Annotated in this window: 14 protein-coding genes; 1 reads left to right on the forward strand and 13 read right to left on the reverse strand. The window is 65.8% G+C overall.

Features of this window, described 5'->3' with window-relative positions; genetic code table 11:
• Nucleotides 1–14: 14 nt before the first annotated feature.
• From ACSQ23_RS09265 to ACSQ23_RS09280, 4 genes are all read right to left on the reverse strand, one after another.
• Entirely contained in the window at nucleotides 15–890 is an 876-nt protein-coding gene (locus tag ACSQ23_RS09265; RefSeq protein ID WP_436090406.1) for an ABC transporter permease, read from the reverse strand.
• A gap of 1 nt (nucleotide 891) precedes the next feature.
• Nucleotides 892–1,851 (reverse strand): ABC transporter permease, encoded by a 960-nt coding sequence (locus tag ACSQ23_RS09270; RefSeq protein WP_436090407.1) that lies wholly within the window; start codon nucleotides 1,849–1,851, stop codon nucleotides 892–894.
• A 70-nt stretch (nucleotides 1,852–1,921) separates the two neighbouring features.
• Nucleotides 1,922–3,511, reverse strand: a complete 1,590-nt coding sequence (locus ACSQ23_RS09275) for an ABC transporter substrate-binding protein (RefSeq protein WP_436090408.1) — start codon at nucleotides 3,509–3,511, stop codon at nucleotides 1,922–1,924.
• A 25-nt stretch (nucleotides 3,512–3,536) separates the two neighbouring features.
• Nucleotides 3,537–4,256 carry a FadR/GntR family transcriptional regulator gene (locus ACSQ23_RS09280; RefSeq protein WP_436090409.1) on the reverse strand — a complete coding sequence of 240 codons (720 nt, stop codon included), beginning with the start codon at nucleotides 4,254–4,256 and terminating at the stop codon, nucleotides 3,537–3,539.
• 91 nt (nucleotides 4,257–4,347) lie between these two features.
• Here ACSQ23_RS09280 and ACSQ23_RS09285 point away from each other — a divergent pair, with 91 nt between their 5' ends.
• A complete protein-coding gene (locus tag ACSQ23_RS09285; protein WP_436090410.1) occupies nucleotides 4,348–5,307 on the forward strand; it encodes a dihydrodipicolinate synthase family protein in 960 nt (319 codons plus the stop codon).
• Between the two features lie 127 nt (nucleotides 5,308–5,434).
• Here ACSQ23_RS09285 and ACSQ23_RS09290 read toward each other — a convergent pair whose 3' ends face one another.
• The 9 genes from ACSQ23_RS09290 to ACSQ23_RS09330 form a co-directional block, all read right to left on the reverse strand.
• Entirely contained in the window at nucleotides 5,435–6,211 is a 777-nt protein-coding gene (locus ACSQ23_RS09290) for a sugar phosphate isomerase/epimerase family protein (RefSeq protein ID WP_436090411.1), read from the reverse strand.
• A complete protein-coding gene (locus ACSQ23_RS09295) occupies nucleotides 6,208–7,272 on the reverse strand; it encodes a LacI family DNA-binding transcriptional regulator (RefSeq protein ID WP_436090412.1) in 1,065 nt (354 codons plus the stop codon). The genes ACSQ23_RS09290 and ACSQ23_RS09295 overlap by 4 nt, the downstream gene beginning before the upstream one ends.
• A gap of 11 nt (nucleotides 7,273–7,283) precedes the next feature.
• Nucleotides 7,284–8,282, reverse strand: coding sequence for a hydroxyacid dehydrogenase (locus ACSQ23_RS09300; protein WP_436090413.1), 999 nt, complete (start codon nucleotides 8,280–8,282; stop codon nucleotides 7,284–7,286).
• Nucleotides 8,272–10,074, reverse strand: coding sequence for a DUF2264 domain-containing protein (locus ACSQ23_RS09305; RefSeq protein WP_436090414.1), 1,803 nt, complete (start codon nucleotides 10,072–10,074; stop codon nucleotides 8,272–8,274). Before ACSQ23_RS09305 ends, ACSQ23_RS09300 begins: the two co-directional genes overlap by 11 nt.
• A 2-nt stretch (nucleotides 10,075–10,076) precedes the next feature.
• Nucleotides 10,077–12,155, reverse strand: coding sequence for a dipeptide ABC transporter ATP-binding protein (locus ACSQ23_RS09310; RefSeq protein ID WP_436090415.1), 2,079 nt, complete (start codon nucleotides 12,153–12,155; stop codon nucleotides 10,077–10,079).
• The gene (locus tag ACSQ23_RS09315) at nucleotides 12,133–13,281 is read right to left on the reverse strand and encodes an ABC transporter permease (RefSeq protein WP_436090416.1); all 1,149 of its coding nucleotides are present in this window, start codon (nucleotides 13,279–13,281) and stop codon (nucleotides 12,133–12,135) included. The genes ACSQ23_RS09310 and ACSQ23_RS09315 overlap by 23 nt, the downstream gene beginning before the upstream one ends.
• A gap of 8 nt (nucleotides 13,282–13,289) precedes the next feature.
• Nucleotides 13,290–14,267: an ABC transporter permease gene (locus ACSQ23_RS09320; RefSeq protein ID WP_436090417.1), complete on the reverse strand. Its 978-nt coding sequence runs from the start codon at nucleotides 14,265–14,267 to the stop codon at nucleotides 13,290–13,292.
• A gap of 25 nt (nucleotides 14,268–14,292) precedes the next feature.
• Nucleotides 14,293–16,212: an ABC transporter substrate-binding protein gene (locus ACSQ23_RS09325; protein WP_436090418.1), complete on the reverse strand. Its 1,920-nt coding sequence runs from the start codon at nucleotides 16,210–16,212 to the stop codon at nucleotides 14,293–14,295.
• A gap of 151 nt (nucleotides 16,213–16,363) precedes the next feature.
• Nucleotides 16,364–17,032 (reverse strand): GntR family transcriptional regulator, encoded by a 669-nt coding sequence (locus ACSQ23_RS09330; protein WP_436090419.1) that lies wholly within the window; start codon nucleotides 17,030–17,032, stop codon nucleotides 16,364–16,366.
• Nucleotides 17,033–17,120: the final 88 nt, after the last annotated feature.

Consider the following 17,120-nt stretch of genomic DNA (forward strand, 5'->3'; position numbering starts at 1 on the left):
TTTCTCGAAGAGTATCAGTTGAGGTCGGAGCGGGGGTCGAACGCGTCGCGTAATCCATCGCCGATGAAGTTGATGGCCAGTACCGCAAGCACCAGGGCGGCGCCGGGGAACATCCACTGCCAGACGTACTGCTCAAGCACGACCGTCGAGCGGGCGGCGTTGAGCATGTTGCCCCAGCTGGCTTCGGGCGGCGGGATGCCGAGGCCGAGGAAGGAGAGGCCAGCCTCGAGCAGGATGGCATTGGCAATCTGCAGCGTGGCGTAGACGACGAGGATGTCGATGCAATTGGGCAGGCCATGCCTGAACAGCAGGTGCCAGAGGTTGGCGCCCATGCCGCGCGCGGCGACAACGAAATCACGTTCGCGCAGCTCCAGCAGCCGCGCCCGCACCATGCGCGAGAGCACCGGCCAGGACAGCAGCGAGATGACGAAGATGGTGGGCACGATGCCGGTACCGGCGATCGAAGCGAGCACCAGGAGCAGGATCACCGGCGGCAGCGTCATGGCCAGATCGACCAGCCGCATGGTCGAGCCATCGGTGATGCGGCCGCCAAACGCGGCGAGCGCGCCCACGAGGAAGCCGATGACCAGCGAAATAGCCACCGAGACGCCGGCGACCAGCAAGGAAATCCGCCCGCCCTGCAGCAGCCTTGCCAGCACATCGCGGCCGACGCCGTCGGTGCCGAACCAATGCACCGCGCTCGGCCCCTTGTTGAGGGCCCGCAGGTCGATGTCGTTGGGGGCGTGAGGCCACCAGAGATCATAAGTCAGCACAGCGATGAGCACGGGCAACAGGATCATCAGCCCGGCGACTGCCGCGCCGTTGCCGACGAAACGCGACAGCGATCGGGCCAGCGGGCCATTGCTGCGGGGGAGAGCGATGGCAACCATCTCACGCCACCTGGATGCGCGGATCGACCGCGGCGTAGGTGATGTCGGTCAGCAGGTTGACCAGGATGACACAGGCGCCGATCACCAGTGTTGCGCCCATGATCACCGGATAGTCGCGAGTCTCGACGGCATTAACCATAAGCAGGCCCATGCCGGGCCAGTTGAAGACGCTTTCGATGAAGATGGCGCCGCCAATGGCCATGCCGATGGTCGAGCCGATCAGCGTGATCACCGGCAGCAGGGCATTGCGCAGCGCGTGTTTCACGATGACGAAGAACTCGCGGACGCCCTTGGCGCGCGCCGTGCGCACGTAATCCTGGTTCAGCACTTCGAGCATCGAAGCGCGCATGTAGCGCATGATCAGCGCCGCCTGGCCGATCGACAGCAGCACGGCCGGCAAGATCAGGTGGGCGAGGAGATCGCCGAGGGAGAACGCTACGCCGGGGGTGAGCATGCCGCCCGACGGCGCGACGCGGAACTGCACCGAGAAGACATAGAGCCCGAGCAACGCAGTGAGAAATGCCGGGCTGGAGATGCCGACGAAGGCGGCAACCGAGAGCCCGATATCGGTCGTCGAATTGCGGCGCACCGCACCGATGATGCCGGTAGCGATGCCGAAAACAATCGAGAGGACCAGACCGGTGGCCATCAGCAGCAGGGTCGGGCCGATGCGCTCGAACACCAGTTCGAGCACGCGGACGCCGCTGCGCTGGATCGAGTAGCCGAGATCGCCGGTGGCTGCTGCTCCCAGCCAAGCCAGGTACTGGACCGGCAGCGGCTGGTCGAGGCCGAGGCGGGCCCGGATCGCCGCCATTTCGGCCTGCGACACCGAGACGTTGGGATCGATATAGGCATCGATCGGATCGCCGGGCGCCAGGCGCAGCAGCACGAACACCAGGACGCTCAGCGCGATGAGCATCATGAGGCCGAGCGCAAGGCGGCGCAGGATGAAGGTGAGCATGGGCAATTTCAAGCGGATTGCGGGGGGAGGGCAGGCGGAGCCGCCCTCCTGTCACGTCGGGAGCGCGCGGCTATTGAGCGTTGGCCAGATCCCACTTCTCGGGATCGGCATCGAACGGACCGCCGCCCGGGGCCGGGGTCCAGACGAAGTGCTCGAGGCTGGTCGAGGCGACGCCATAGCGGTTGGCGACCCACATGGTGGCCCAGGGCAGGTTGGCGTTCATCGCCTGGCAGACTGCCTGGTAGCGGGCGTCGCGCTTGGTGGCATCGGTCTCGCCGAGCGCCGCGTCGAAGGCCGCACTGACCTCGGGCATGCGGATGCGCAGCGCATTGGTGCCGGCCGGCGGGATCATGGTCTCGTTCAGGCCGACATTGATGTTGGACGGCTCCGGCCCATCCTGCAGGCCGGCGTAGATCAGCGGGAAGTCTGCAAAGTTTGGTTCGGCGGCGAGCACCGTGGCGTTGTAGGTCGGCGAGTCCACGGCGCGCGGCACGATGTTGATCCCGACCTGCGCCAGCATGGCCTGGATCGCCGCGAGGACGTTCGTCGACAGCGGATTGTTGTAATAGGTCAGGATGGTGATCGGCTTGTCGCCATTGATCTCGGCCCAGCCCGCTTCGGCCAGCAGTGCCTTGGCTTTCTCCGGGTCGTAGGCATAGGGCTCGATGCCATCAGGCACGAACTGGTCGGCGACATAGCCGCAATTCGCTTCGGTTGCCGCGCCGTTGTAGAGGCTCTCGATGATCGCCTTGCGGTCGATCGCGTGCATCACCGCCTGGCGAACCTTGAGATCCTTCCAGAACGGCACTTCCTGGTTGAAGCCGACATAGTTGACGACGAAGCTCGGGCCCTCGATCACTTTGAACTGGTCATTGCCGCTGAAGGTCGCGACGTCATCTGCCTCGACGTAAGTGAACTGGATTTCCCCGGCGCGCAGCGCCGCGACGGCGGCCGCCGAGTTCTCGAAATAGCGGTTGATCAGCTTGTCCACGGCCGGCCTGCCGCCACGGTAATCCTCGTCGGCGACGACCTCGACATACTGGTCGGTCACGTACTTTTCGAACTTGAAGGCGCCGGTGCCGACCGGTGTCGTCGACCACCAGGTGCTCTTGGCGAGATCCGCCGGCGGGACTTTGCCCAGCGCGTGCTCGGGCAGCATCATGATCTTGGTCAGCGTATCGAGCAGCCCGGCATTGGGGGCGCTCAGCGTCAGCACCACCGTGCGGTCATCAGGTGTCGCGATGCTTTCGATGGCGCCGAGGCGCGCCGCGAACACACTGCCGGTGTCACCGCTCTTGGCCGCTTCCAGCGTGAACTTCACATCCGCCGCCGTGAAGGCCTCGCCGTCGTGCCAGCTCTCGCTGGTCAGCTTGAAGCTGTAGGTCTTCTGATCGGCGCTGATCTCGAAGCTCTCCGCCAGGTCGCCGACGATCGCCGTCAGGTCGGCGTTGTAGATGACCAGCGGCTCATAATAGACGCTGAGCCAGGTGAGGCCGGCGGTCGCGGCGAGTGGATTGAAATTGCCCGGAAAACCACCCGGGCCGACGTCGAAGCCGCCGCTGATGGTCTTGCCGGTCTGTGCCAGGGCCGGCAGCGCCAGCATAGGGGCGAACAGTGTCGTCGTCAGCACGAGTGCTGACCTCAAAGTCCTCAGTCTCATGGTCGTCCTCCCAGTTGTCCCTATTCTAACGGGCGGTCTCGCCGTTCTTGGCGATGACCCCCAGAATGCCGTGATAGTGGTGATCGAGCCGCGCCCGCGCCGCCTCGACGTCCCGGGCTGCCACCGCCTCGACGATGTCGTGGTGGTCCTTCCAGGTGGCGAGCGGGTTGGGATTGTCGAGGTTGACGAAGTCCGAGGCCTTGTAGAAGGCCAGCCAGAACACATCGATCAGCTTGCTCAGCATCTGGTTGCCCTGGCAGCGGAACAACAGCAGATGGAAGGCCTTGTCTTCGTCGGCGAAGCTTTCGTAGTGCTCGGCCCGAACCCGCATCCGATCGGTCACCGCCCGCAGCTCGGCGAGGTCGTCCTCGCCGATCATCTCGACCGTCTTCTCGATCAGCGCCACTTCGAGCACGCGTCGGATCTCGACGAGTTCGCCGACTTCGCGCAGCGAGCCTCGTAAGCCATAGGCGAGGTGCTCGAGCAGCGGGTCGAACGAGAAGGCCCTGACAAACACCCCGATACCGCGCCGCGTCTCGAGGATGCCGACCGACTCCAGCGCCTTGATCGCCTCGCGCACCGAGTTGCGGCTGACCGCCAGCTGCTGGGCGAGGAAGCTCTCGGGGGGGAGCGGGTCGCCACCGCGCAGCCGGTTCTCGTCGACATAGGCCTTGAGGCTCTCCTGCACCGAGGCGTGCAGCGTTTGTGGCTTGGTCAGCGGCTGCAGCGACTTCGTTTCGATCATGGTGGCTGGTCAATCCCGGCTTCGTTGATTGCTTGATATCAACTTGTAGGATATCCATCAAGACATATTGGATGTCCTACGAGTGGCGACGATGAACAAGCTGGAACGGCGTGACGCGCCTTGGGGCAAAATTCGCGGCAACTGGGCGACCTTGCTGCTGCCGATCGACAGCGACGACAGCATCGATTTCGTGCGGCTGGGCACAGAGATCGACGTCTTGATCGCCGCCGAGGTCGACGGGATCTACTCCAACGGCACGGCGGGCGAGTTCCACAACCAGACGGAAGCGGAGTTCGATGCCATCCAGCAGCTGCTGGCGCAAAGCTGCAGGGCCGCCGGCATGCCCTTCGTCATCGGCGCATGCCAGCCCGATCCGCGCCTGGCGCTTGATCGCGTGCGGCGGGCTGCGGCGCTGGCGCCGGATGGCATCCAGGTGATCCTGCCCGACTGGTGGCCGCTGTCGAACGCCGAGGCGATAGACTTCCTCGCCATGGCTGCCGAGGCGGCCGGCGCCATCCCGCTCATCCTCTACAACCCGCCACATGCCAAGCGCGTGCTGGGGCCAGCGGAACTGGCCGCCATCCTCGAGCAGGTCCCGCAAGTGGTCGGCGTCAAGCTTGGTGACGGCGACGCAGACTGGTACGCCGAGGCTCGGCAGCACCTCGCCGACTGGGCCCTTTACGTGCCCGGCCACCACCTCGCGACCGGCGTGCGCGAGGGTGTCGCCGCCGGCGCCTTCTCCAACGTCGCCTGCCTAAGCCCCTCGGGCGCGCAGTGCTGGACGGAGCTGATGCTCACCGACCCGGAGGCGGCCCGCGATATCGAACGCCGCCTCTGCAGCTTCATGGACGACCACATCGTCCCGTTCCGCCGCGACCATGGCTACTCCAACGCCGCGCTCGACAAGCTGCTGGCTGCCGTCGGCAACTGGGCCCCGGTCGGCACCCGGCTCCGCCGCCCCTATCGCTGGATCGACGAGGGCTGGACCGAGCAACTGCGCCAGGCGGCCCGTTCGCTGGTGCCCGAAATCATGGGGGCCCGGCAATGCTAGCCATCCGCGACGCTGGCTCCATGACGCATACGGCAGAGCGGCTGGGGCCTGTCGTCCGGGCGGATCTCGTCGTCAACTGACACGGCGCAGCTCATCGCGCGACGCTGCCCCAGTGCAACAAACCGGATCAGCGGGGCAATAGCTGCCCCAGCGCGCGCAGGTCAGCCACTACGGCGTCGGGCTGATCATCGGGGGAGAATTCGATCATGGCATAGCGCGGCCAAGCCAGAGCCGGCGCAGTTCGTGCCAGCTCGAGCAGGCTGGACCAGTAGTCGAGATTGTCGCGCAGCGGCATGCGCACGTGCTCTTTGGTCCAGCAGAAGACGTGCAGGTAGCTGAGGGCTGGGAGCATCTGCTGCAGCGAGGCTTCGGCCTCATGCAATGGCTGGCCGTAGTCCGGCTGCCAGTGGGTGCGAAGGTTGTGGCGGCCGACGCGCCGCAGCAAGTCGTGTGTCTGCTCTGGCGTTTCGGTGAAAGTGCCGGGGTGGAACTCAAGCGAGACGTGGCGACCGGCGATTGCGGCAAGGTCGCAGAAGGCCGTGAGGTCGGCGACGACGCGATCGAACAGAAGCGCGCGTGCCGTAGGTTCGATATCCGTCGAGCGTTCGGTCCATACACGCAGCAGCGGCGTAGCAAGAGCGGCGGCACTGGCAAGACAGGCGGCGAACTCGTCGCGGGCGCCGTCAGCGCCAGCGCGCGCATAGGTGCCGTAGCTCGGAATGTCGAGGCCGGCCGCGAGGCAGAGGCGCGCGGCTTTCGTGGCGGCATCGAGGTCGCCCGGAGCGACGTGCCGGCGGGCCTCCCATTCGATGCCGGCCGCGCCGCCGGCCAGCGCGCACTCGACCACCTGATCAGGGTCGAGGTGGCGCAGCGCAACCGAACACAGCCCCGGCGAAAGGCTCATCGACCGGCTCGGGGCGCAGCGACGGAGCCGCGCTGGATCAGCTTGGGGCGGAAGATCACCGTCTTTTCATGGAGGTCCGGGTCGTCCATCCGGTCAAGCACCTGGCGGGCGGCGGCGCGGCCCATCTCGTCGCAGGGCACATGCAGGGTGGTGAGGCCGGGGCCGATGATGGAGGCATGCGGGAAGTCATCGAAGCCGATGATCGAGGCGTCGCGCGGCACCTGGTAGCCGGCCTGGATCAGCGCCGAGTAGACGCCAAGGGCGATAAGATCGTTGAGGCAGAAGAGCCCGGTCGGCAGCTCGGAATGCTGGGCCACATAGTCCCGCAGCTTGGCCTCGGCCACGCTCGGGTCGTTGGCGCCGAGCTCGATGCTATCGCACTGGGCTTCCGAGATGCCCAGCTCCTTCAGCCGATCAAAAAAGCCGGCACGGCGCGCCAGCAGAGTACGCGACCGGCTGGGGAAGTAGAAATAGCAGAAACTGCGATGGCCGAGCTCGTACAGGCAATCTGCCGCAGCGCGGCCGCCGGCAAAGTTGTCGGGGACGAAGCGATCGGCGCCCCGATCCGGTCCGCCCTCGACATTGAGCAGCACGGTGTGGCGATCGGACTTGCTCAGCCGGTCGAGCAGCGCTGCCGCCGGTTCACCCAGCAGGATGCAGCTCGAGTCCTGGTTCTGTTCGAGGACTGGCGCCACAATGCGGTCGCGCACCGCATCATCGTCTTCGGGGAAGATGCACAGTTCGATAGCCTGGCCGGTGCTGTCGAGCTCGGTGCGTATCCCGCGCAGGAAGCCCTGATAGTAGTAGCTGGAGACACCCTGGAGATAGTGGCTGGGGCAGAACACCAGCACCGGCGCGCGTGACGGGGCCTGGGCATCGGGCAGATAGCCGGCTGCCCTAGCGATGCTGAGCACGCGCGAACGCGTCGAGGCGCCGACGCCGGGCGAGGCAGAGAGCACGCGCGACACGGTGGAGACCGAGACGCCTGCCTTGCGAGCGATGTCGATCTGATTGACCTTGGCGCCGTCGGCGTCCTTGTCCAGCGATAGGGTCGTGGTCATGTCGGCTGGCCTCACGCTATGCGGTCGAGCTGGTCGAGGAAGACCCGGCCGGGGATGGGTGTCCCGGCAAGGAAGGCGTCGATGGCGGCGGTGATCGCAGCGCCATGCCGGTGCAGTTCGGTCGAGCCCGAGCCGGCGATATGCGGCGTCAGCAACACGTTGGGCAAAGTCCACAGCGGGCTGTCTGCCGCCGGGATTTCGGGCCACGTGGTGTCGATGACCGCCTGGATGTGCCCACGCTTCAGCGCTGCCACCAGAGCGGCTTCGTCCACCAGGGCGCCGCGCGCCGTATTGATCAAGGTCGCTCCGGGCTTCATCGCGTTGATCCGTCGTGAATCGACCATGTGACGGGTGTCGGGCAGAAGTGGAGCATGCAACGAAACACAGTCGGCGCGCTCGAACAATTGGTCGAGTGAGATCTTGGCTACGCCCATTTCGGCCGCATCCGCCTCGGAGAGATAAGGGTCGGCGACGATCAGCTCGAGATCGAAGGGTTTGAGCAGCTTTGCGACCAGCCGGCCAATGGTGGACGCACCGACAAGGCCCACCGTACGACGGTAGTTGCCGAGGGTATCGAAGCGCCCCAGCACCACGTCGCGCCCCCCGCGGCTTTCGCCATAGCTGCGCGCCAGCTCGAGAACGCGCTTATTGGCAAACAGGATGGCGGCAACGGTGAATTCGGCGACCGGAATGGCGTTCTGCGCGGCGCAGGAGCTGATGGCGATGTTGCCGGCCAACCCGCTGGTCGGGAGCAGCGACTTGATGCTGCCGCCGGCATGGGCGACGAGCCCGAGGTGCGGCATGGCCGCGATTGCCGCCTCCGTCAGCCGTTGCGTCGGCCAGCCGGTGACGACGATGCGCGCGTCGGCAGGCAGGCCGGCGCCGGTCTTGAGGTCGATGGCGACCGGTGTCACCAGGCGGGCGAGCGCCGCTTCCTCTTCCTCCCCGAAAATCTGCCGGCGATAGGCGTCGTCAAAAGCGAGGAGGGCGACAGGACGCTCAGAGGTCATAGGCGAGGGCCTCCCGCGCACGCACCATCACCGGCTCGATATCAGGCCGCTCGGCAGCGTGGGCCCTGGCGTCGTTACCACGCGCGGCAAACACCAGCGCGAAGACGTCGGTCTGCCCCGGTTCGATCTTGCCGAGCAGTTGCGGCAGGGCGCCGCGCCGGTGGATCACGTTGGTGTTGGGCATGGCGTAGAAAATCTGCGGCTGCCGTGTGCCGGTCGGGTCCTCGATGCGGCTGAGGCCATCGGCGGTTTCGATCTCGCCGATGCCCTGTTGCGGGGCGATGGCGTTGCCGCCCAGATCATCGGCAATGGCGACGGCGAAGCCACCCTCGCGGCTCCACAGCGGACGGTCGGACACGATGCGGTGCGCACGCAGGTGCCAGCGGCCAAGTGGCGCGAGCCAGGTGGTGATCTTGACGCCGGTATAGGGTTGCCAGGTACAGAGCAGGCCATCGTCGAACGTCCGTTGCGCCAGCACACGTTCGCGGACGCGGAAGTGCTGGCCGTCATCGGAGAGCGCCAGCATGGAATCCACCGACGCCTGATCCAGCACCTCGGTGTTTTCCACCGAGAAGCCGAAGGCCGAGGAATAGGCGAACTTGGCGTATTTCTCGACGCATTTGGGAAAGCCCAGATTGGTCTGGCCGCTCGACAGCGCCCAGGCGTGGCTCTCGTCGCGCGTCACGATCATCATCGGATGGATTTGCACCGATCGCCGCGGCCGCGGATCGGCGGGGATCTCCTCGGCCTGCCAGAACGGATGGCTTTCAGGCAATGCCAGCGGCAGGAAGCTCTTGGCCGCCCAGTACGGCGAGGCAGCGGAATTGTAGCTCTCGCCCATGATCAGGTTGGGATAGCCGTAGCCGACCGAGAGCACGCCATCGCGATCGAAGATCGGGCGCTTCTGCCACCAGCGCAGATGCGACAGCCACAGGTGCTTGATCCGACCCCAGGGCAACGCTTCGACGTTGGCATAGGCGAGCGCCGCCCAGAACGCGCCCTGCGCGAAGCGATAGGTCATCGACCGGCCGAACGGGATAGCGCCGCCGTCGGGGGCAAACCACAGTTCGAAATCGGCGGCGAAGCGCCGGGCGCGCTCTTTCCAGACCGCGGCCACCGGTGCCAGCGCACCCGTGGCATGACGCGACAGCAGCAGCCCGTAATAGTGCAGCGCAAAAGACACATAGTAGTCGAGTTGCGGGCGCCGCCCGTCGGAGTACCAGCCATCGCCGCGCCAGAAACTGTCGACGGCGGCGAGAGCGGCCTCGTCGGCGTCGCGCCGCACTGGATAGCCGTGCTGCTCGAGCGCCCGGTTGACGATGATACGGAAGAAATTCCAGTTGTTGGCCGGTATCGCCTTGTCGTTGATATTGGCGAGCCAGGTGAGCAGCCGTTCCATCTCGGTGCTGTCGAGCGCCGCAAAGCCCGGCGGTCGCGCGATCAGCCCGAAGGCAATCGCCGCCATTTCGACGAAGCGCTGGTCATGGTCATCGAAGCGCCCGCCCCAGTATTCGGGATGATTGGGCGTGGTACCCGATATCAGCCCCTGGTTGATGCGGCTCCAATCCATGGCCGCGCCGCCCATGCCGAGCGGTACCAGTCCCCAGAGCCGGCGGGAGAAGCCCTCGAGCTCGGCGCCGGCCGTGCTGTAGAGCACGCCGTGCCCGCCCAGTCGCACACGAGCGCCGCCGGGGCTGACATAGCGATCGAGCGGCGCCACCAGGTCGCGCAGCAGCGCGATGGCGTCGTCGCGGCCCAGCAGCGGATTGTCGGCAAATGCGGCGAGGCTCACGCTCAAACTCCCTTCAGCGTCAATGTGTCGGCGTGGTGGCAGGCGACCCGGCGGTCGCCGACCACCACGAGCGGGGGCGCCTTCTGGCTGCAGATCTCGGTGGCGTAGGGGCAGCGTGGATGGAAGTGGCAGCCCGTCGGCGCATTCATCGCGTCGGGCACTTCGCCGCGGTTGCGCGGGCCGTCGCCTGCAAGGCGCAGGCCCGGGTCGGGCTGCGGTACGGCCGACAGCAGGGCTTCGGTGTAGGGGTGCAGCGGCCGTGCATAGAGCTGGTCGGCCGGTGCTTCCTCGACCAGCCGCCCGAGATACATCACGCCCACCCGATCGGAGACGTGGCGGATGACGCTCAGGTCATGGCTGATGAACAGCAGGGTGAGCTTGCGGCTCGCCTTGAGGTCGGAGAGCAGGTTCAGCACCTGCGCCCGCACCGAGACGTCGAGCGCCGACACCGCCTCGTCGGCGACGATGAGGTCGGGGTTGAGGATCATGGCGCGGGCAATGACGATGCGCTGGCGCTGGCCGCCCGAGAAGGCATGCGGGTAGCGTTCGCCGGCCGATGGCTGCAGGCCGACATCGCGCAGCGCCTGGTCGACGCGCCGGCGGATCTCGTCCTGATCGCGGATGCCGGACTGGATCAGCGGATCGGCCAGGATGCGGAACACCGAAAAGCGCGGATTGAGCGCACCGAACGGATCCTGGAAGATGAAGCGAACGCGCTGCCAGAAGCGCCGGTTGGTGACGCGGTCGCCCTTCCAGGGTGCGATCTCGGCGCCATCGAAGCGTAGCCGCCCGTTGGTCGGCTGGGTCAGGCCGAGCACGGTGCGCCCGAGGGTCGACTTGCCGCAGCCGCTTTCGCCGACGATGCCATAGGTCTCGCCACGGCGGACGGTGAGGTTGACGTTGTCGAGGGCGCGCAATGGGATCGGCTTGCCGGCCAGCCGCCCCGAGCGAACCATGTAGGTCTTGGAGATGTTTTCCAGCGCCAGCAGCGTGTCGCCGGTCTCACGCTCATCGGTCGCGGACGCCACTACGTCGCGCGGCGCGAAGAAGGCGGGTTGTCCGGCATTGTGGCAGCGCACGGCGCCATCCTCATCGGGCAGCAAGGCCGGCCCTTTGGTGTCGCACAGCCCCTCGATCGCGATCGGGCATCGGGGATGCAGCGCACAGCCGGCGGGCCGGTGGTCCGCCGCCGGCACGACGCCGGGGATCGAGGGCAGATGCTTCTTGCCAGGCATCGGGCGCACACTGGGAACCGCCATCAGCAGACCCTGCGTGTAGGGATGGCGCGGCGTGGCGAAGATGCGCTCCACCGGCCCGGTTTCTACCGTCTCGCCAGCATAGACCACGCTGACTTCGTCGGCGATCTGCGCCACCACGCCGAGATCGTGGGTGACAAAAACCAGCGCCATGTCACGCTCCTGCCGCAGCCGTGACAGCAGATCGAGCACCTGCGCCTGCATGGTGACGTCGAGGGCGGTGGTCGGCTCGTCGGCGATCAGCAGGCTCGGTTCGCTCGCCAGCGCCACTGCGATCATGGCGCGTTGCAACTGTCCGCCTGACAGCTCGAACGGATAGCTTTTCATGCGCCGCGACGGGTTCGGGATGCCGACCTCGTCCAGCCCGGCGATGGCGCGCTGCTCGGCCTCCTGGCGCGAGCATCGCCGGGTATTGCGGATCATCTCGACGAGGTGTTCGCCGATGGTGTGGACCGGGCTGAAGGCCGCCATCGGCTCCTGGAAGATCATCGAGATCTCGGCACCGCGCAGTTGCCGGAACGTCGGGCTCGCCTGGTCGAGCCCGACCAGTTGCTGCGGCCCTTCCTGCCGTCCTGAATCGTAGAGGATCGAGCCGCTCAGGCGCGCCGTGCCCGGCAGCAGACCGAGCAAGGCGCGGGCCATGATCGATTTGCCGCTGCCGCTTTCCCCTACCACGCAATGGGTGGTGCCGCGGCGGACGCGCAGCGACATGTCGTGCAGTGCCTGCACCGGCCCGCGATCGGTCTCGAAGGTCAGCTGCAGATTGTCGACCTGCAGCGCCAGGCCGTCGGCCAGCCTGGCCTTATTTGTAAGGATCTGCAGCATCGCGTAGGCCGTCCCCGAGGAAGTTCATTGCCAGGATGGCGATCACCGTCACTACGCCCGAGGCGAAGAGCCAGGGTGCGGTGGCGATGGATCGAATGTTCTGCGCCTCCTGCATCAGCACGCCCCATGAAACGAAGGGCGGGCGCAGGCCGAGGCCGAGAAAGCTGAGTGCCGTTTCGGCAAGGATCATGCCGGGCACTGCCAGTGTGGCCGCCGCGATGATGTGGCTGGCAAAGGATGGCGCCATGTGACGCAGGATGATGCCGATATCGGTGCCGCCATCGAGCTTGGCCGACAGTACGAAATCCTCGCTGCGCATCGCCATGAAGCGGCCGCGGACAACGCGCGCCAGCTCAGTCCAGCCGACTATGGCGAGGATGAGGGTGAGGATGAAGTAGACCAGCAACGGCGACCAGGTTGCCGGCACGGCCGCGGCCAGCCCGAGGAACAGCGGAATGGTCGGGATCGAGCGGATGAACTCGATGCTGCGTTGGATCGCCGTGTCCCACCAGCCGCCCAGATAGCCCGACAGGCCCCCCAGCAGGATGCCGAGAAACAGGCTGATGCTGACGCCGATGAGGCCGATGCTGAGGGAGATGCGGGTGCCGTAGATCAGTCGCGAGAGCACGTCGCGACCGAGCCGGTCCGAGCCCAGGAGGAACATCGGCTGCCTGTCGTCCACCGGTCCGATGAGGTGGTGGCGCATCGGGATCAGGCCGGCCAGCAGGTAAGGCTTGGCTTCGGCGAAGAACGTCACCGGCACGATGGAGTCGTCGCCGCTACCCGGCACGAAGCTGCGCTTCATGGTGTCGAGGTCGAGTTCGGTGTCGTAGCTGCGGACGTGCAGCCCCCATTGCCGGTTGCCGGCATCGTCGACCCAGCTGATGCCCAGTGCCTGCGGCGGAGCGTAGCCGAAATTGCGGAAAAGCCGCGCGTCGTCGTAGGGGGCGACGAATTCGGCCAACAGGGCGACGAGGTAGAGCAGGACCACGACGATGCCACCGACGACGGCGAGCCGGTTGCGGCGGAAGCGGCGCCAGATCAGCACCCATGGGCCGTCGTCGCGCCGGCGGGAGGGGGCAACGGCAGTAACCGGGGTCGACGTGTCGAGTCTCGATTGGGTCATGGCGTGCCTCAGGCCAGGCGGATGCGCGGATCGACCGCGGCAAGGATGATGTCGGAAATGAAGGTGCCGATGATGGTGAGCGTCGCCATCAGCAACACCAGCGCGCCGGCCAGGTACATGTCCTGCGCCATCAGGGCGCGCAGCAGCATCGGCCCGGGTGTCGGCAGGTTGAACACTACCGAGACGATGATCGAGGACGAGATCAGGCTGGGCAGCACATAGCCGATCGAGGAGATCAGCGGGTTGAGCGCGATGCGCACCGGGTATTTGAGGATCAGCCGCCATTCGGACAGGCCGCGCAGGCGGGCGAAATCAACATAGGGCTTCTTCAGTTCGTCGATGAGATTGGCCCGCATGACGCGGATCAGGTAGGCCATGCCGCCGGTGGCGATCACCAGGATCGGCGCCCAGGCATGGGCGATGAAATCCATCAGCTTGGCCAACGACCACGGTGCGTCGGCCAGCTGGGGCGAGAACAGGCCGCCGAGCAGTTGGCCGGTGGTCACGAAGGTGAAGTACATGATCAGCAGGCCGAGCAGGAAGTTCGGGATGGCGAGCCCGAGAAAGCCGAGGATGGTGAAGGTGTAGTCGCCGATCGAGTAGAGGCGTACCGCCGAGTAGATGCCGATCGGCACGGCAAAACCCCACATGACGATGACGGCGATGCCTTCGACGAGCAGCGAGGTGCCCAGGCGCGAGCCGATCAGTTCGGCGACCGGGCGCTTGAGTTCGAAACTGTAGCCGAGATCGCCCTGCACGATGCCGCCGATCCAGCCCAGGTACTGCACGATGAACGGCTGATCGAGGCGATAGAGCTGGCGCAGCCGGTCCGCGAATTCGGCGCTGCCGCCCGAGCCCTGGTTCTCGGCCAGCATGGTCGAGAGGTAGTCGCCAGCCGGAAGCTGGATGATGGCGAACAGAACGATCGAGGTCACGAAGAGGACGACGATCATGCCTGTCACGCGTCCGACAATGAAACGCAGCATCTTGTTGGTTCCGGCTGGCGAGTGGTCAGTTCTGCTCGATGTAGAACTGTTCGACGGCGGCCGGCCCCGGGGTCGGGTAGGGCCAGGCGTTGGGCATATTGGCGGGCACGTTGCGGAAGTTGGTCTGCTTGACGAAGTAGGTGTCTGGCGCCGTGGTCACGCCGATGACCGGGAACAGGTCGCGGTTGATGGCGAGGATCTGCTTATAGAGGTCGGCCTGGGTGGCCGGATCGCTGGTCTGGAGCAGCGTGCGATAGAGCTCGAACTGCTGCTTGATCTCGGCCGGCGGCTCGATGGCGCCTTCGCCATTGGGGTCGGCAAACCAGCGGGCATAGGGCATGCCGAAGGATGAGGCCTGGGTCGATACCGGCACGTAGAATTCGGGGCGGAACAGTGAGCCGATGCCGCCATCGCCGCTCCAGACGAAGGCGTCGTACTCGGATGCCACCCAGCGGCTGACGAACAGGGTGCGTTCGATGACGTTGATGCGCGCATCGACACCGATCGCCTTCCAGTCCTCGATGACGAGGCCCAGCGTGTCGATCCAGTCGGGGAACATGCCATCGACCACGTTGACCTGGAAGGTCAGCGGCGTGCCGTCCGAGAGCAGGCGGATATTGTTGGCGTCGCGTTGGCCGAGGCCGATCTCGTCGAGCAGCGCATTGGCGGCATCGACGTCGAACTCGGTGAACTGCGTCGCCATGGTCTCGTCGTAGAAGGGATCGGCGGCGCGGGGGGCGATCTGGTGCGGCTGCGCCTGGCCGAAGAACACCACATCGTTGATGCGGTCGCGATCGATGCCGATCGACAGTGCCTCGCGGAACTTCTTGTTGGCGAACACAGCCTTGAGCGCTGGGTTGCTGCTCTCGGTGTTGAGCGACAGCATGGTCGAGGCGCTCAGCGTTTCGAGGGCCGGCAGCAGTTCGTACCGACCGCTCTCGCGGCTTTCGGCAAAGGTGCTGCGATTGGCGAGCGAGGCGATGTGGCGGTTCTGCAGGTCGATTTCGCCGGCCACGGCCTTGAGCACGATTTCGTCCGGGGTCTCGTTCACCGACATGGACAGCCGGTCGATATAGGGCAACTGGTTACCCGCGGTGTCGACCTTGAAGTAGTAGGGGTTGCGGACCATCGTCACTTCGGCTTCGCCGCCGACATAGGCTTTCTCGAAGACCCAGGCGAAAGTGGACGGCTTTTCGGCATTGGCCCAGCGCTCGGTGCCGTACATCTGGCCGCACTTGGCGAGCATCGCCTCGCCCCAGGACGCCATGTTCAGCTCTTTGAGCGTCGCATCGATGTCGGCGTTGTGGGCCGGGTGGAACTTGCCGCAATAGGCGAGCGGAAAGGTGACGAGGAAATTGCCTTCGACGCCGGCCAGCTGCTGCAGGAACATGCCGTGCGGCTTTTCGAACGTCACCGTGAAGGTGAGGTCGTCGACCACGGCCGCCTGCGCCTTGTTGGCGGGGGGAAAGATGGTGTCGGGCTTGGAGCCGACAAAGCCGGCGTCATAGACTAGGTCGTTGATCACCCAGGTGACGTCCGCGGCGGTGAACGGCGTGCCGTCGGACCATTTCATGCCGGCGCGCAGTTTGAACGTGTAGGTCTTGCCCTCGGCATCCGCGGTGGCGGACGCCGCGACATTGGGGATCGCCTGGTCCCAGGCCAGGTTCCAGCGCAGCAGGCCATCATAAGCCACGGTGCGCATGAAGTAGGCGGCGTCGCCGGATTTCAGGAGGCCTGAGCGCCAGGTGCCGCCATAGCTGCCGACGGTTTCGACCGGCGTAATCACCAGTGGGTCAGCGGGCAGGCGATCGGCGACGGCGGGCAGCGTGCCCGAACTGACAGCATCGTCCAGCATCGGGGCCTGCTGGTAGTCGGCAGCCAACGCCGACGAAGCGACGGCCAGCACCGCCAGCGCCATGTTGGCGCGCAGCATGAACTTGAACACGGGTTTCCCTCCTCCTCAAAATCGAGGAGAGGTTTGCGTAATCTCCGCAATTTGCGCAAACCGCAAATTGCGAAAACCTGCCCAACTTTAGTCTGGACTCCTCACCGCTTCTGGCTCACGCGCCATGCGGGCAGGCGATCTCTGGACTCCGTCAGTCGAGCACGCGCTCGATGGTCTCGCGAGTCACGCGCTCCAGATAGTCCATCAGTTTACCGGCGTTGTCGGCCGCCGCGTCGGCATCGCTGTCGGCGATCGAGCGCAGCACGTTGCAGTGGAATTCCGCCGCCTCGGCAAAACTATCCGAGGCGGTGATGAACGAGTACCAGAACCGGCGCGACAGCGTGTGGACCTGGCCGATGGTCTTGATCAGCATCGTGTTCCTGGTCGCCTCGGCCTCGATCTCGTGCGTGGCGCGGTTGATGCCCAGATAGCTGTCGCGGTCATCGCGCCGAACGGCGGCTTCGAGCTCGGTCGCCAGCTGTCGCATCCGCTGGCGCTGCTCGGCGGTAGCGCGCCGCGCCGCCAGCCGCACCATCGTCTCTTCCAGCGGCCGGCGAACCTCGAGCAACTCGAGTTGCTGCCGGATGTCGATGGTCGTCACCAGGGCGCCGCGCCGCGGGTGGATCTCGACGAACCCCTCGAGCTTGAGGCGCTGCAATGCCTCGCGGATGGGGGTGCGACCACAGTTCAATTGCTCGCGAAGCTCGTTCTCCGAAATCATCGAACCGCCCTTGAGCCGCCCGGTGACGATCAAGTTCTGGATCGCCGCATAGGCGACATCGGAGATGAGTTCGGGCTCTTGCCGGTCGCTGTCGGTCATGCGGATCCCTGGACTGATTTGCGGCGAACATACCGTTTGACACCCTTCGCATCAATTGGTAGGCAACAGATCAACATCTGATATGTCA

Origin of the sequence: Devosia sp. LjRoot16, assembly GCF_964252795.1 — a bacterium.
Taxonomy (GTDB): Bacteria; Pseudomonadota; Alphaproteobacteria; order Rhizobiales; family Devosiaceae; genus Devosia_A.

Excerpts from the sequence above, each read along its gene's own strand:
- ACSQ23_RS09265 (WP_436090406.1), bottom strand. The coding sequence starts at position 890 with ATGGTTGCCATCGCTCTCCCCCGCAGCAATGGCCCGCTGGCCCGATCG.
- ACSQ23_RS09270 (WP_436090407.1), bottom strand. The coding sequence starts at position 1,851 with ATGCTCACCTTCATCCTGCGCCGCCTTGCGCTCGGCCTCATGATGCTC.
- ACSQ23_RS09275 (WP_436090408.1), bottom strand. The coding sequence starts at position 3,511 with ATGAGACTGAGGACTTTGAGGTCAGCACTCGTGCTGACGACGACACTG.
- ACSQ23_RS09280 (WP_436090409.1), bottom strand. The coding sequence starts at position 4,256 with ATGATCGAAACGAAGTCGCTGCAGCCGCTGACCAAGCCACAAACGCTG.
- ACSQ23_RS09285 (WP_436090410.1), top strand. The coding sequence starts at position 4,348 with ATGAACAAGCTGGAACGGCGTGACGCGCCTTGGGGCAAAATTCGCGGC.
- ACSQ23_RS09290 (WP_436090411.1), bottom strand. The coding sequence starts at position 6,211 with ATGAGCCTTTCGCCGGGGCTGTGTTCGGTTGCGCTGCGCCACCTCGAC.
- ACSQ23_RS09295 (WP_436090412.1), bottom strand. The coding sequence starts at position 7,272 with ATGACCACGACCCTATCGCTGGACAAGGACGCCGACGGCGCCAAGGTC.
- ACSQ23_RS09300 (WP_436090413.1), bottom strand. The coding sequence starts at position 8,282 with ATGACCTCTGAGCGTCCTGTCGCCCTCCTCGCTTTTGACGACGCCTAT.
- ACSQ23_RS09310 (WP_436090415.1), bottom strand. The coding sequence starts at position 12,155 with ATGCTGCAGATCCTTACAAATAAGGCCAGGCTGGCCGACGGCCTGGCG.
- ACSQ23_RS09315 (WP_436090416.1), bottom strand. The coding sequence starts at position 13,281 with ATGACCCAATCGAGACTCGACACGTCGACCCCGGTTACTGCCGTTGCC.
- ACSQ23_RS09320 (WP_436090417.1), bottom strand. The coding sequence starts at position 14,267 with ATGCTGCGTTTCATTGTCGGACGCGTGACAGGCATGATCGTCGTCCTC.
- ACSQ23_RS09330 (WP_436090419.1), bottom strand. The coding sequence starts at position 17,032 with ATGACCGACAGCGACCGGCAAGAGCCCGAACTCATCTCCGATGTCGCC.